General features: G+C 63.7%; 15 protein-coding genes and 1 riboswitch. Of the genes, 5 read left to right on the plus strand and 10 right to left on the minus strand.

The window, feature by feature from the left end:
* The first annotated feature begins 65 nt into the window (after window positions 1–65).
* Window positions 66–734: an ectoine/hydroxyectoine ABC transporter permease subunit EhuC gene (gene ehuC, locus ACSR1C_RS03365; RefSeq protein WP_460257900.1), complete on the plus strand. Its 669-nt coding sequence runs from the start codon at window positions 66–68 to the stop codon at window positions 732–734.
* Window positions 735–736: 2 nt separating this feature from the next.
* Window positions 737–1,393 carry an ectoine/hydroxyectoine ABC transporter permease subunit EhuD gene (ehuD, locus tag ACSR1C_RS03370; RefSeq protein ID WP_460257901.1) on the plus strand — a complete coding sequence of 219 codons (657 nt, stop codon included), beginning with the start codon at window positions 737–739 and terminating at the stop codon, window positions 1,391–1,393.
* 17 nt (window positions 1,394–1,410) lie between these two features.
* Here ehuD and ACSR1C_RS03375 read toward each other — a convergent pair whose 3' ends face one another.
* From ACSR1C_RS03375 to thiD, 10 genes are read right to left on the minus strand one after another with little or no spacing between them, the layout of a single operon-like run.
* On the minus strand, window positions 1,411–2,169 hold the full coding sequence (locus ACSR1C_RS03375; protein ID WP_460257902.1) for an ABC transporter permease: 759 nt from the start codon (window positions 2,167–2,169) through the stop codon (window positions 1,411–1,413).
* The gene (locus tag ACSR1C_RS03380; protein WP_460257903.1) at window positions 2,166–2,894 is read right to left on the minus strand and encodes an ABC transporter ATP-binding protein; all 729 of its coding nucleotides are present in this window, start codon (window positions 2,892–2,894) and stop codon (window positions 2,166–2,168) included. Before ACSR1C_RS03380 ends, ACSR1C_RS03375 begins: the two co-directional genes overlap by 4 nt.
* Window positions 2,891–3,565, minus strand: a complete 675-nt coding sequence (locus tag ACSR1C_RS03385; protein WP_460257904.1) for a TenA family protein — start codon at window positions 3,563–3,565, stop codon at window positions 2,891–2,893. The genes ACSR1C_RS03380 and ACSR1C_RS03385 overlap by 4 nt, the downstream gene beginning before the upstream one ends.
* Window positions 3,562–4,500, minus strand: a complete 939-nt coding sequence (locus ACSR1C_RS03390; RefSeq protein WP_460257905.1) for an ABC transporter substrate-binding protein — start codon at window positions 4,498–4,500, stop codon at window positions 3,562–3,564. Before ACSR1C_RS03390 ends, ACSR1C_RS03385 begins: the two co-directional genes overlap by 4 nt.
* Window positions 4,497–5,480 (minus strand): ThiF family adenylyltransferase, encoded by a 984-nt coding sequence (locus tag ACSR1C_RS03395; protein WP_460257906.1) that lies wholly within the window; start codon window positions 5,478–5,480, stop codon window positions 4,497–4,499. The genes ACSR1C_RS03390 and ACSR1C_RS03395 overlap by 4 nt, the downstream gene beginning before the upstream one ends.
* Window positions 5,477–6,073, minus strand: a complete 597-nt coding sequence (locus tag ACSR1C_RS03400; protein ID WP_460257907.1) for a thiamine phosphate synthase — start codon at window positions 6,071–6,073, stop codon at window positions 5,477–5,479. The genes ACSR1C_RS03395 and ACSR1C_RS03400 overlap by 4 nt, the downstream gene beginning before the upstream one ends.
* A complete protein-coding gene (locus ACSR1C_RS03405; RefSeq protein ID WP_460257908.1) occupies window positions 6,070–6,843 on the minus strand; it encodes a thiazole synthase in 774 nt (257 codons plus the stop codon). The genes ACSR1C_RS03400 and ACSR1C_RS03405 overlap by 4 nt, the downstream gene beginning before the upstream one ends.
* Before the next feature lie 3 nt (window positions 6,844–6,846).
* Window positions 6,847–7,044: a sulfur carrier protein ThiS gene (gene thiS, locus ACSR1C_RS03410; RefSeq protein ID WP_460257909.1), complete on the minus strand. Its 198-nt coding sequence runs from the start codon at window positions 7,042–7,044 to the stop codon at window positions 6,847–6,849.
* Window positions 7,028–8,011: an FAD-dependent oxidoreductase gene (locus tag ACSR1C_RS03415; protein WP_460257910.1), complete on the minus strand. Its 984-nt coding sequence runs from the start codon at window positions 8,009–8,011 to the stop codon at window positions 7,028–7,030. Before ACSR1C_RS03415 ends, thiS begins: the two co-directional genes overlap by 17 nt.
* Entirely contained in the window at window positions 8,008–8,805 is a 798-nt protein-coding gene (thiD, locus tag ACSR1C_RS03420; RefSeq protein WP_460257911.1) for a bifunctional hydroxymethylpyrimidine kinase/phosphomethylpyrimidine kinase, read from the minus strand. Before thiD ends, ACSR1C_RS03415 begins: the two co-directional genes overlap by 4 nt.
* A 63-nt stretch (window positions 8,806–8,868) precedes the next feature.
* Window positions 8,869–8,971, minus strand: a riboswitch (TPP riboswitch).
* Between the two features lie 96 nt (window positions 8,972–9,067).
* Here thiD and ACSR1C_RS03425 point away from each other — a divergent pair.
* The 3 genes from ACSR1C_RS03425 to ACSR1C_RS03435 all read left to right on the plus strand — a co-directional run bounded on the left by ACSR1C_RS03425 (window position 9,068) and on the right by ACSR1C_RS03435 (window position 13,030).
* Complete coding sequence (locus tag ACSR1C_RS03425) at window positions 9,068–10,792, plus strand: acyltransferase family protein (RefSeq protein WP_460257941.1); 1,725 nt, start codon at window positions 9,068–9,070, stop codon at window positions 10,790–10,792.
* 239 nt (window positions 10,793–11,031) lie between these two features.
* Window positions 11,032–12,288, plus strand: coding sequence for an acyltransferase family protein (locus ACSR1C_RS03430; RefSeq protein WP_460257912.1), 1,257 nt, complete (start codon window positions 11,032–11,034; stop codon window positions 12,286–12,288).
* A 28-nt stretch (window positions 12,289–12,316) separates the two neighbouring features.
* Window positions 12,317–13,030, plus strand: a complete 714-nt coding sequence (locus tag ACSR1C_RS03435) for an SGNH hydrolase domain-containing protein (protein WP_460257913.1) — start codon at window positions 12,317–12,319, stop codon at window positions 13,028–13,030.
* The last annotated feature ends 234 nt before the right edge of the window (window positions 13,031–13,264 follow it).

Genomic DNA, 13,264 nt, shown 5'->3' on the forward strand with positions numbered 1-13,264 from the left:
GCCCCTGATGATCCTCTGACCCGAAGACTGCCCCGCCCGTGGGGCAGTCTTTGACAGGTGCCGCCATGCATGACGTCCTCGAATTCACGCCTCTGTTGATCAAGGGCACGCTGATGACGATCCAGCTGACGCTGGCCAGCGCGGTTGTGGCGCTGCTCATCTCGTTCGCCGTCGGGCTGGCCCGGCTGTCCAGATCGCGCGCGGTGCGCGTGGCGGCGATTGTGTATCTGGAATTTTTCCGGGGCACCTCTGCGCTGGTGCAGATGTTTTTCATGTTCTACGTGCTGCCGCTTTGGGGGGTGACGCTCAGCCCGTTTCTGGCCGGTGTCATCGCCTGCGGGTTCAACCTGGGCAGCTACGGATCCGAGGTGGTGCGCGGCGCGATTCAGTCCGTCGGGCCTCCGCAGCACGAAGCGGCCCAATCGCTGAACTACACGGTGTTTCAGAAATACCGCTATGTGCTGATCCCGCAGGCCGTTCCGATGATGATCCCGCCCTTCGGCAACCTGCTGATCGAGTTGATGAAGCTGACCGCGGTCACGTCGCTGATCACGATTTCGGATCTGACCTTCGTGGCTCAGATCATCCGCGCGCAGACCGCCCTGACGCTGGAGCCATTTCTGGTTATCCTGCTGATCTATTTCGCGATCTCGTCGGTGCTGGTCGGGTTCACCGACCTGCTGGGCCGCAAGATCGCAAAAGACCGCAACATGACGCCGGCAGCGGGGAAATAACCATGGACTGGAGCTGGACCGTCGCCGCCGATGTCTTGCCCCGCCTTCTGGCCGGGCTTGTCGTCACGGTCGAGGCAACCTTTCTGGGCGCGGCCGTGGCCTATGCGCTGGGGCTGGTGCTGGCCATTCTCAGGCGGTCCCGCGTGCGGGCCGTGTCGGTCATCACCTATTGGCTGTCCGAATTCATCCGGCGCACGCCGCTTCTGGTACAGCTTTATTTCCTGTTCTATGTGCTACCCGATTTCGGGGTGTTCCTGTCGCCCTTCGTGGCCGGGGTGATCGGGCTGGGTGTGCATTTCAGCACCTACACGTCCGAGGTGTTCCGCGCCGGTATCGAAAACGTGCCGAAGGGGCAGTGGGAGGCGGCGAAATCGCTGAACTACAACCCGGTGCAGACCTGGTGGCATGTGATCTTGCCGCAGGCGATCCCGCCGATGTTCCCGCCGCTGGCCAACTACCTGATCACGATGTTCAAGGAGACCCCGCTGCTGGCCGCCATCACCGTGGTCGAGCTGTTCAATGCCGCCAACATCTACAGCAACAGCTATTACAAATACCTCGAACCGATGACGCTGGTCGGTGTGTTGTTCCTGATCGTGTCGATTCCCACCGCGATGCTCGCGATCCGGCTGGAACGGAAATACGCGCGCAAGCGATAGCTGTTGGGGATGGCCCGTCAGGGTTTTCCGGCCCGCCCGTGGGTACGCGCCAGCGCGTGGCGGCAGGACAGATCGATTGCTGCGTGCAAGGCCAGCGCGAACAGCGCCAGAACGATAAGCGCCGCAAACATCAGGTCGGTTTTCGCGCGGCCGTTGGCCAGCAGCATCAGGTATCCCAGCCCGCGCGAGGCCCCGACCCATTCGCCGATGATCGCGCCGATCGGGGCATAGACCGCCGCCAGCCGCAGGCCCGATGCAAACCCGGGAAGGGCGGCGGGAATACGGATATGCCACATGATCCGCCCCCGCCGCCCGCGCATGACAGCGGCAAGGTCGAGCAAGTCGTGCGGGGTACGCATCAGCGCGTCGAAAAAGGCGGATGTGACCGGGAAATAGATGATCAGCAGTGCCATCGCCACTTTCGACCATAACCCATAGCCAAGCCAGAGCGTCAGGATGGGCGCCAGCGCGAAGACCGGGATCGCCTGGCTGAACACCAGCATGGGCCGCAGCAGCGTCCGGGCCAGCGGTGACGCGGCCAGCCCGATGGCCGACAGCCCGCCCAGCAGCGCGCCCAGGCCCAGGCCGATCATCACCTCGGCCATGGTGATCAGCGCGTGTTCGGCGATCAGCGCCCGGCTGGCCCACAGGGTTGTGGCCACCCGAAGCGGCCCGGGCAGGATGAACGGCGGCAGATCACCCAGTGTGACCGCAGCCTGCCACAGCAACAGGGCCAGCCCGCCGGCGGCGAGCCCCGCAAGGATCCGGCCGGTCATGCGGCACCCGCGCGCAAGTGTGACAGCAGTCGGCCCTGGGTGCGCAGCATGTCGGGGTCATCCACCGCGCGCGGGGCCGGGCCGCCGGGGGCCGGGAAGGCCTGCAATCCGGTCTCAGTCAGGATATGGATCGCATGCCCCAGCCGCGCGGCTTCGCCCGGATCGTGCGTCACCAGCAGGACGGTACGCCCGGCCAGCAGTTCGGCCGTCAGGTCCTGCATCTGCGACCGGGTGCGGGCATCGAGCGCGCCAAAGGGTTCGTCCAGCAGCACGACCGGACGATCCTCCATCAAGGTTCGGGCAAGGGCCACGCGCTGGCGCTGGCCACCCGACAGCGCGCCGGGTTTGCGGGCGCGGCAGTCCAGCAGCCCGACCCGTTCCAGCACGGTCTCGGCCCGGTCGCGCGCGGGCCGCTGCCCGCGCAGCCGCGCGCCCAGCATCACGTTTCCCAGCACCGTCAGCCAGGGCAGCAACAGATCGCTTTGCGCCATCAGCGCCACCCGGCCGATCAGCGGGGCACCATCCGAGGCACTGATCCGCCCGTCGAAATCGATCCCCTGATCCAGACCTGCGCACAGGCGCAGCAGGGTGGATTTGCCCACGCCCGACGGCCCCAGCAGACAGCTCCAGCCCCCCGCCATCACGGTCAGGTCCAGCGGGCCGAAGATCGGCACGGTACCGATCCGGGCCGATCCGCAGATGCGCAGCCCCGGCGCATCTGTCATGGCCGAAGCCCCATCGCCCAGAACCCGGCCTCCAGCCGGGTGGCGGTTTCGAACCGGGCACACAGCCCGGCCCAGCGTGGGCTTGCCACCGGATCGTCGCCCAGACGGCGGCGCAGGGCCGCGTCGATCAGCGCGCCGGTCTGGTGGCAAAGGTCCTGATAGGCCGTGCCGGCATAGGTCGCGATCCAGTCGCCGTAAGGGGTCTGCCCGGTCTCGGCCGCCAGCCGCGCGCCGATTTCGCCGTAGCCCAGCACACATGGGGCAAGCGCGGCCAGCAGATCCAGAAAGTCGCCCGAATGCCCGGCATCCAGAACATAGCGCGTATAGGCGATCGTCTCGGGCGCCTCTGCGGCAGTGAAAAGTTCGGCCTCGCACAGGCCCGCCCCGGCGCAGGTCCCGATATGCAGCGCGATTTCCTCGTTGATCAGCGCATCGACCGTCGCGGCGCACAGCCGCATTTCATCGACCGTGTCGGCCTTGGTCACCGCAAGCGCCCAGGCGCGCGCGAAATGGATCAAAAAGATGTAATCCTGCGTCAGATAGGTCAGAAAGGCCGCGCGCGGCAGGGTGCCGTCGCCCAGCCGTTCGACAAAGGCGTGGCGGGTATAGGCGTGCCAGTGATCGCCCGCCGCCGCCCGCCACAGCGGAAAAGTCGTGCCATAGCCGGTCATTGCGCGCCCAGATCGATGGCCAGCGCCGAAACCGGCCGGGTGCCGGTGACCAGCCCGGCCTCGTTCAAAAACGCCTCGAACCGGGCATAGCGCCCCTGGTCCAGCGCTTCGGGGCGCAGGGCAAAGCGGGGCAGGGTGTCGGCCCAGGCCTTTTCATTCAGCGCGTCCTGCAATTCGGCCGAGGTGGCGGCGAAAATTTCCCAGCTTTGCTGCGGATGGTTGACGATGAACTGCGTGGCCTTCTCGGTCGCGTGCAGAAAGCCGCGGATCATGTCCTTATCCATGCGGTCGGGGTTGGCGACATAGATCAGTTCGTCATAGGTGGGTACGCCTTCCTCCTCGATGTAAAAGCAGCGCCCGTCGATGCCTTCGATTTCCATCTGGTTCAGCTCGAAATTGCGAAAGGCGCCCAGCACCGCATCCACCTGCCCGGACATCAGCGCGGGCGACAGCGACCAGTTCACATTGACCAGCTCGATATCGTCCATCCCCAGGCCGTGATTGCCCAACACCGCCGACAGCAGGGCCTCTTCGACCCCGGCGACCGAGAAGCCGATCTTGCGGCCCTTCAGATCGGCGATCCGCTCGATTGGGCCATCCGCCAGCACCAGAAGGCAGTTCAGCGGCGTGGCCACCAGCGTGCCCACCCGGATCAGCGGCAGGCCCTCGGCCACCTGAAGGTGCAGCTGCGGCTGATAGGAAATCGCCAGATCGGCCTGCCCGGCGGCCACCATCTTGGGCGGGTCGGACGGGTCGGCGGGGGCGATGATCGCGACGTCGAGCCCCTGTTCGGCGAAATAGCCCTGTTCCTGCGCGATGATGACGGGGCCGTGGTCGGGGTTCACGAACCAGTCCAGCATCAGGGTCAGCCTGTCCTGGGCCAGCGCCGGTGTGGCAGCCAGAAGCCCGGCAAGGATGAGGTAAAGTCGTTTCATATCGTGTCTCCTTCGGTGTCGCCCAGGGCGATCAGTGCAATCTCTCCGTGCCAGACGGATCGCAGGCGGGTGGCGGCCTGCCAGGCGCGCAGGCCCGAGCGGCAGGCCAGAACCGCCCGTTGGCCGGGGGGCGGGCAGGGGCCGTCAGGCCCGAAATCATCCACGCCATGGCGGGTGGCGTGCGGCAGGCGGGGGCCGGGTTCATCGGGCGCGCGCAGGTCGATCAGAAAATCATCGGGGGCGATCTGTGCGGGCGCGATGAAGCGGGGGCCATGGCCGTCGGCCCCGGCCGCGTCGAACCGGAAACCGCCAAAGCGAAACGTCACCCCGTCGAACGTGACAAGCTGGCCCAGCGGCGACGGGCGCATCCCGGTCAGAACCGAAAGCGCCATCTGTGCCTGAAGGGCGCCGATCACGCCGACCACGGGGCCAAGCACGCCGTTTTCATCACAGCTTTCCAGACGCTGCGGCAAATCGGGGAACACGGCGCGCAGCGGCGGGGCCGTGCCGCAAAACCCGCCGCAATAGCCCGCCGTGCCGACGACCGACGCGCTGATCAGCGCCACGCCCGCCGCCGCGCAGATATCCGACAGGATATAGCTGGCCGCGAAACTGTCGGCGCAATCGAGCACCAGATCGGTTTCCGCGCACAGCTCTGCCGCGTTGGCGGGGTCAAGGCGGGCGATGTGGGGCGTGATCCGGCAGTCGGGGTTCAGCGCGGCCAGATGCCGGGCGGCAGCCTGCGCCTTGGCCGTGCCGATATCGGCCTCGCGGAACAGGGTCTGGCGGTGCAGGTTGCTGGGGGCGACATGATCGGGGTCGACCAGCCGGATATGCGCGACCCCGGCCCCGGCCAGATATTGCAGCACGGGGGCCGCCAGCCCGCCCGCGCCGACCACAAGCAACCGGGCCGCGCGCAGTTTCGCCTGCCCGGCGGGGCCCAGTTCGGGCACCGCGATCTGGCGGGCATAGCGGGTCATTGCGTGGCCTCCAGCCACTGTCTCACGCGGGCCTCTGGGGCGTCGTTCAGGGTGATGTCGGTGACGGCCGAAACGATGTCGGCCCCGGCCGCAAACGCCCCGGCGGCGCGCGCGACCGACATGCCGCCGATGGCGACCAGCGGAATATCCCCGATCAGGCCCTTCCATTCGGTCAGCTTCGCCAGCCCCTGCTGCTGCCATTTCATCTGTTTGAGGATGGTCGGATAGACCGGGCCTAGCGCCACATAATCCGGGGTCAGCGCCAGCGCGCGGTCCAGTTCGGCCCGGTCATGGGTGCTGATCCCCAGCTTCAGCCCGGCGCGCCGGATCGCGCCAAGGTCGGCCTCGTCCAGATCCTCCTGCCCCAGATGGACCCAGTCGCAGCCCGCATCGATGGCGATCCGCCAATGGTCGTTGACCACCAGCACCGCCCCGTGCCGCCGGCACAGCGCCTGGGCCCGCACAATCGCATCGCGCAACGCGGCGTCTGGCCGGTCCTTGATCCGCAACTGCACCAGTTTCACCCCAAGCGGCAGCATCCGCACCAGCCAGCCGGGGTCGTCGAAAATCGGATAGAACCGTGCCAGGGTCATGCCAGAAACGCCTTTCCAGGAACCGGGGTCGAGGGCGCCGCCATGTCGCGGGGATCCATCGGATCGGCGGCATGGGCCAGCGCCCCGGCCTCGACCGCCTTGGCGAAACCTTCGGCCATCGCCGCCGGATCGCCCGCCTTGGCGACGGCGGTGTTCAGCAGCACCGCGTCATAGCCCAGTTCCATCGCCCGCGCGGCCTGACTTGGCAGGCCCAGCCCCGCGTCGATTACCAGTGGCACCTCGGGGAAATGGGCCCGCAGGCTGCGCAGCCCGTAGATGTTGTTCAGCCCCAGCCCGGTGCCGATCGGCGCGCCCCAGGGCATCAGCACCTGACAGCCCGCCGACAGCAGCCGGTCGCACAGCACCAGATCCTCGGTGCAATAGGGAAATACCTGAAAGCCGTCATCGCTCAGGATACGGGCGGCTTCGACAAGGCCGAACGGGTCGGGCTGCAATGTGTCGGCATGGCCGATCACCTCCAGCTTGATCCAGGACGTGCCGAAGATCTCGCGCGCCATCTGCGCGGTGGTCACCGCTTCGCGCACCGAATGGCACCCGGCGGTGTTGGGCAGCACCGCCACCCCCAGATCGCGGATCAGGGCCCAGAAATCCTGGCCGGTACGATCGCCGCCCGCTTCGCGCCGGACCGAAACGGTGGCGACGCCCGCGCCCGAGCGGCGGAAGGCCTGCGCCATGATCGCGGGTGACGGATATTGCGCGGTGCCCAACATCAGCCGCGAGCGGATTTCCACGTCATAGAAAACCGGCATGGCTCAGCCCCCCTGCCGCGGCGCGACGATTTCCAGCCGGTCGCCGGGGGCCAGTCGATGCGCGGCGCGGGCGCCGGCGGGCACGAAGGTCTCGTTTACCGCGGTGGCGACCCTGGCGTCGCCATGGCCCAACTCGTGCACGATGTCGTGCAGGGTTTCGGCCTGCACCTCGGTCGGGGTGCCGTTAACCGTGATCTTCATCCATTACCTCCGGTATTTTGCCGTCCAGCAGCAGGTCGGCCACCATGCGGGCCAGCGCCGGGGCCAGCAGAAAGCCATGCCGGTACAGCCCGTTCACGAAAATCGTGCCGCCCCGGCGCCGGATGCGCGGCATGTTGTCGGCAAAGGCCGGGCGCGCATCGACGCCGATCTCCAGCAGCTCCGCCTCGCCAAAGGCGGGGTGCAGCGCATAGGCGGCCGAAAGCAGTTCCAGCACCGAGCGCACGGTGGCGCGGCTGCGGTCGGCGCTTTCGATCTGGGTTGCACCCAGCATGAACACCCCGTCGCCGCGCGGCACGATGTAAAGCGGAAAGCGCGGATGCAGCAGCCGTACCGGCCGGCGCAGCGCGATGTCGGGGCTGCGCAGCACGACCATTTCGCCCTTCACGCCGCGCAGATCGGTCAGCCGGTCGCGCGCCGCCAGGCCGCGGCAGTCGATCACCGGGTCCTGCGGCGCGGGGCTGGCGGGGCCGAACCGCACGCCGCCGGCCGCCAGCCGGTCGCGCAGGCCGGACAGGGCGGCGCGCGGATCGAGATGCGCCTCGTCCGGGAAATACAGCGCCCGGTCGAACCGGCCATCCAGATCGGGTTCGCACGCGGCCAGCGCCACGTGGTCAAGCGGTCGGTGTCCGTGGCTGCGCCGCGCGAAGCGGTCCAGTTCCTGCCGGTCGCGCCCAAGGGCGACCACGAGCGAGCCGTTGCGCACCACGCGCGCGCCTTGGCGGGCCCACCAATCGGCGGCCTCCTGGCCCAGACGCACCACCGGCGGCTCGGCGGTTTCGCCTTCGCAAAACGGCGCCAGCATCCCGCCGGCCCACCACGAACAGGCATGGGGGCCGGGCCGGGCCGCCGGATCGTGCAAGGTGACGGGCACACCGCGCGCGGACAGTTCGGCCGCGACGCACAGGCCCGAGACCCCGCCGCCCAGAACGGTGACGGGCGCGGTCATGCCCAGACCTCATGAAAGTGATGCACCGGACCGTGGCCAGTGCCGATCTCAAGGCTGTCAGCCGCCCGGATCGCCCCGTGAAGCCAGCCATGGGCGCGGCGCAGCGCGGTTTCCAGCCCGGCCCCCTTGGCCAGTTCGGCCGCGATCGCCGAAGAAAGCGTGCACCCGGTGCCATGGGTGTTGCGGGTGGCAATGCGCGGGGCTTCCAGGCAGATGGCGCCGGCATCGGTCACCAGCCAGTCCACGCAGATGTCGCCCGCAGCATGGCCGCCTTTCATGACGACGGCGCGGGCGCCTAGCGCACACAGGCGCGCGCCCTGGCTGCGGACCTCCTCGGCGGTATGGGCCATGGGGGCATTCAACAGCCGGGCCGCTTCCGGCAGGTTCGGGGTCAGCACATCGGCCCGCGGCAGCAGGATCCGCACCAGCGCCTCTGTTGCGCCGTCGGGCAACAGGGCCGCACCGGATTTCGCGACCATCACCGGGTCCAGAATCACCGGCCCCTCGAACCCGCGCAGCGCCTGCGCCACGGTTTCGATCAAAGAGGGGGCACCGAGCATCCCGATCTTGATGGCATCGATCCGAATATCGTCAAGCACCGCCCCGATCTGCGCGGCAACCATGCCGTCCGGCACCGGCGTCACCGCGATCACGTCGCGCGTGTTCTGCGCGGTGATCGCGGTGATGGCGCTGGTGCCGAACACGCCGAGGGCGGAAAACGTCTTGAGATCGGCCTGAATGCCCGCGCCGCCGCCGCTGTCGGATCCGGCAATTGTCAGGGCTGATGGTGTCATCTTGCGCTCTCTCTTCCAATCTTGCCGGGGCACGAACGAAGGAAGAGCGGCGCGGTATACGCGCGGTGACTGTGCTCCGTTCCCTCCGCCGGTACTGACCGGATCAGGTTCGATGGGTTGGCGCTTTGGCCTCTCAGCCCCTTGCGGGGCACCCCAACGGATAGCTGCGGATTAGCAGCAAAATGGCGGGCTGGCAAGAAACCCGCGCGGCCTTGACCGCAGCGCCGGGGCCGATCACAACCGAAGGCGGATACAGGCGCGGATTCGGGAAGGCAGATTCAGCTTCGCGGACTTTTATATGCGGCGCATCAAGCGCCTTCTGCCGCTGACATTTCTGGTCGTGGTCGCGACCGTCGGGGTGGGGCAGGTCATTCTGCTCAACGAGGATTTTGCAAAGCTGATCGAGTCCGCTTTCGCGACGGCTACGTTCTGGGCCAACATCTTTTTTTGGCGCGATGGCGGGTACTTCGGAGCTCCGGACAAGGTCAAACCTCTGCTGCATATGTGGTCGCTCGCGGTGGAAGAGCAATTCTATATCATGTTCCCGGCGCTTTTCTGGTTGTTTATCGTTCGCCTAAGGCTGCGTCCCGCAGGTCTACTGGTGGCCGTGTCCGCACTCACACTGATCAGCCTTGGCGTCTATCTGGGTCTGCGTCAATTTGGTGGCGACTCCCCCGCGTTTTTCCTGATGCCAACCCGGGCCTGGCAATTGGGCTGCGGGGTGCTGGCCGCGCTGATCGTTGCCGGCGGCTGGCGACGAGACAACGCAACCCTGTCGGCTTTGGCATTGACCGTTATGGCGTTCAGTTTCTTTTTCGCGGACAAAAGCTTTCCAAGTGAAATCGTTGTTGCATGTTCGGCGGCGATTTATCTCGCTACTACGCGCGGTGCGTTCAGTCTTGACAAGGTGCTGGCGGCCCCAGTCATGACCTATTTGGGACGCAGGTCTTTTTCGCTGTATCTTTGGCACTGGCCCATCGTCGCTTTCCTCAACTACGCATTTGTCGGCGAAACTCCGTTGGCATGGAAGCTGGGAAGCCTAGCACTGATACTGGTGTTGTCAGAGCTGGGCTTTCAGTTGGTCGAGAAGCCGTTCCGATACCGCCTTCCGCTGCGCGTTTCGATCAGCTTCATCGCATCGTGTTGTGCGCTGGTGATCGCCATGAATGTGTTTTCTAATAAGCGCAACACCGATGGTCTGTCGGAACGTCTGGCAGCGCAGGTCCAGACTAACTATCGGTGTGGAATTTCAGACTACGTTGCGTACGGCTCATCGCGGGCGTGTGTCCTCAAAAAGATCGCGCCATCGGGGAATGTAGCCATCATGGGGAATTCTCACGCCCAGATGTATGCCGATGCGATCCTCGACCTTTACAAGGATAAACCGGCGGGGGTGCTGCTGATCCCTTTGAACAGCTGTACGCCAACCCCGCATGTCAATGTGTCGCCGCGCTGCGCGCAAATGGCTGCGACCAACCTGAATGTAGTCCTGGCCGACGACACAATATCGACGGTCTTCATCGGTACGACCTACGGTCACGAGGTTGTGGTCCAAAGCGACGGCACGGTCATTGAAGATCCCAGGGGCGAGCATTTCACCGATGCCTTGCTGGATCTCATCAACTCGCTGAAGCACGAAAAAGAGATGGTCTATTTGATTGGGCCCATCCAAACGCCAGGATACAATCTTCCTAGCGAACTTGCGCGTCAGCTGAAATTCGGCTGGATTTCCGAAATCGATGCGAAAGGGGCGTTCGAGATACCGCGAAGCATTTTTGACTTAGAGTTCAGTGACACGATCATTGCCCTTTCAAAGAAGTTAGGGTCGGAAATGCTCAGGCCGGACATTTGGCTCTGTGACGCCGACCACTGCAGGTTCGCGGATGAAAATGGCAGCTACTTCGCAGACAGCAACCACCTGAGCCACTACGGAATCGACACCGTTCGCCCGATGTTCGAGGCAGTACAGCCTCTGATATTGCCATGACAGAGCGGCGCTCTGGGAAGCGAAGAGCCTAACTGAACAGTGGAGAAAATACTACACTAAGAAGAGACCACACAATCTTCTAGGTGACCACGCGCCGGCTCCGGCAACCATCGTCCAGATGAACCGGAAGCTGGTCATGCACTATCACTCAAGCTGGACCACTCAGGTGGGGCTGATCCTCTTAAATGTGCGTTTCAGTCTCTAGTGCCATCAAATCTGCTAAGTTTTCAGGAGCAGTTATGAATTTTCCCGTGCCTTCGAATGCATCGCGTTTCATTGAATTTCGTCCTGACATTGATGGGATGCGCGCGATCGCTGTTCTTTCCGTCGTTGTCTTCCACATGGGGTTTTCAGTCTTCTCGGGTGGCTATGTTGGCGTCGACGTGTTTTTTGTCATATCGGGGTACCTCATCACCCAAGATATTGTGAATCGTATTGCACAAGGGCGCTTCAGCCTGGTGGAATTCTATATGCGCCGAGTAAGGCGCATCTTCCCGGCCTTGTTCGTTGTCCTTTCCGTGTCCGTGGTAGCGGCCCTGCTCATCTTGCTGCCTTCGGAGTTGACACGATTCGCCAAAAGCCTGATCGGGGCCTCCATGTCGGTTTCCAATATCGTCTTCTACCGGCGTGACAGTTACTTCGGAGTAACCTCTGAGGAATCGCCCCTTCTGCACACATGGTCTCTTGGAGTAGAGGAGCAGTTCTATCTGTTGTGGCCGATCCTGCTGATATTGGTCATCCGAAGCATTGGGAGCCGTTATCTTCTTCCCGTGATGGCCGCCGTCATTCTGATTAGCCTGGTAGCTTCTCAGGCCCTATTGGACACGAACCCGACTTTTTCGTTCTACATGCTTCCAACCCGCGCATGGGAGCTTGCGATCGGTGGTGTCCTAAGCGCCCTAGTCAATGCGAAACCTTGGTTGAATCGCTACTTCGCCGGTGCAATCGTCGGCATGGGCTTGGGGGCGCTCAGTTATTCTGTTTTCTTCTATACATCTCTGACTAGATTTCCGGGACTGAGCGCCTTGGTGCCTTGCCTCGGAGCCGTTGCAATTATCTATGGCGGCCAGTTTGAGAACCCGATCTCATCCATCATTGCGAGCCGCCCGATGACCTTCATCGGGCGCCTTTCCTATCCCTTATACCTCGTTCACTGGCCTATCATCGTTTTCTGGGAACTGGCGTCCCCTCGGGAAATCGGTTTGGCGACCCAAATTCTTCAGATCGTGCTGATGTTCCTCGCGGCCTACCTGATCCTGATCTTCGTGGAGCCTCCATTCCGTCGCCGCTCCGCAACCAAGAGCAAATTGATCTTCTGGGGGACAGTTGCACTCGTGCCAGTGATCGCAACTGGGTTCCTTGCGGTAGCCCTGATTAAGACAGGGGGGCCTACCAGCGCGCCAGGACATGCCCGACTGGATCCTCCAAGCCAACGCAGAGAGTCGCGCGTTTCGAGACAATCCATGCCTGATGCGAGATGGAGCCCTGCCCGATGACAGCGCATGCGTCATAGGCAATCCATCAATGGAGCCCACTCTTGTGCTCTGGGGGGATTCCCATGCCGCCCAACTCATACCCGTATTTCGCGCCTTCGTCACGGAATCCGGCACGGCCGCCCTTATCCTGACCAAGGCGGGTTGTGCCCCGCTTCCGAATGTGGAAATGCTTCCGAACAACGAAATGCGCAGCACCTGTTCCCAGTTCAATGAGCGGGTTCTCGAAAAGCTTCAGAGCCTTCCGGACCTTCAGGCTGTAATCCTTGCGGGCCGCTGGTCAATCTACCTTTCTGGTGCAGGGTATCTCAGCGATGGAACGTCTCGGGTCGACCTTCCACATTCGCTCGCGATTTTCCAAAAGACACTTCTGGTCACGTCGCAAGATATTTCTGCGATGGGAGCACGCCCGATTCTAGCGACGGTGGCACCAACCGGCGAGCGCATATTTTCCTGCGTTGCCCGGGCAGACTATTTGGGGCTCGACCCAAACCCCTGCAGCACCAAGGTCTATGAACAAACATCAGACCAGATGGAGCAGTTGCTTCATTTGATTCCCGGAGAACAGGCGATCGGTCTGCTGCGGTATCTTCCAACGTTGTGCCCTTCGGAAAGCTGTCAGCTCTTCGATCACAATAACTATGGATTGCTGGATGACGTCCATCTTTCAAAGCACAGCGTTACGCAACTCATGCCGCAACTCAGACAGCTCTTTGCCCCAGGGCCAAGTACAGTCATCCAATAAGCCATTCCCCTTCAGTAACTACCGTGTGGCGATCAGAACGCGCTAAATGTTTCCGCGCCTTTCATGCTGGGCGCGCTCGCGCATCCAAGTACTCCTTGACGACGCAGTGCCGCGGTAATCCCCCCCGAAAGTAAGGGGCTGCATAAGTAGAATTTTCTCGGCAAGATGAACGAGGAGATTTCGAATGAAGACAAGCAGATACACTGAGGCTCAGATTATCGCGATCCTGCGGCA

The organism is Actibacterium sp. D185-2 (assembly GCF_054954595.1).

Excerpts from the sequence above, each read along its gene's own strand:
- ehuC (WP_460257900.1), top strand. The coding sequence starts at position 66 with ATGCATGACGTCCTCGAATTCACGCCTCTGTTGATCAAGGGCACGCTG.
- ehuD (WP_460257901.1), top strand. The coding sequence starts at position 737 with ATGGACTGGAGCTGGACCGTCGCCGCCGATGTCTTGCCCCGCCTTCTG.
- ACSR1C_RS03375 (WP_460257902.1), bottom strand. The coding sequence starts at position 2,169 with ATGACCGGCCGGATCCTTGCGGGGCTCGCCGCCGGCGGGCTGGCCCTG.
- ACSR1C_RS03380 (WP_460257903.1), bottom strand. The coding sequence starts at position 2,894 with ATGACAGATGCGCCGGGGCTGCGCATCTGCGGATCGGCCCGGATCGGT.
- ACSR1C_RS03385 (WP_460257904.1), bottom strand. The coding sequence starts at position 3,565 with ATGACCGGCTATGGCACGACTTTTCCGCTGTGGCGGGCGGCGGCGGGC.
- ACSR1C_RS03390 (WP_460257905.1), bottom strand. The coding sequence starts at position 4,500 with ATGAAACGACTTTACCTCATCCTTGCCGGGCTTCTGGCTGCCACACCG.
- ACSR1C_RS03395 (WP_460257906.1), bottom strand. The coding sequence starts at position 5,480 with ATGACCCGCTATGCCCGCCAGATCGCGGTGCCCGAACTGGGCCCCGCC.
- ACSR1C_RS03400 (WP_460257907.1), bottom strand. The coding sequence starts at position 6,073 with ATGACCCTGGCACGGTTCTATCCGATTTTCGACGACCCCGGCTGGCTG.
- ACSR1C_RS03405 (WP_460257908.1), bottom strand. The coding sequence starts at position 6,843 with ATGCCGGTTTTCTATGACGTGGAAATCCGCTCGCGGCTGATGTTGGGC.
- thiS (WP_460257909.1), bottom strand. The coding sequence starts at position 7,044 with ATGAAGATCACGGTTAACGGCACCCCGACCGAGGTGCAGGCCGAAACC.
- ACSR1C_RS03415 (WP_460257910.1), bottom strand. The coding sequence starts at position 8,011 with ATGACCGCGCCCGTCACCGTTCTGGGCGGCGGGGTCTCGGGCCTGTGC.
- thiD (WP_460257911.1), bottom strand. The coding sequence starts at position 8,805 with ATGACACCATCAGCCCTGACAATTGCCGGATCCGACAGCGGCGGCGGC.
- ACSR1C_RS03430 (WP_460257912.1), top strand. The coding sequence starts at position 11,032 with ATGAATTTTCCCGTGCCTTCGAATGCATCGCGTTTCATTGAATTTCGT.
- ACSR1C_RS03435 (WP_460257913.1), top strand. The coding sequence starts at position 12,317 with ATGGAGCCCACTCTTGTGCTCTGGGGGGATTCCCATGCCGCCCAACTC.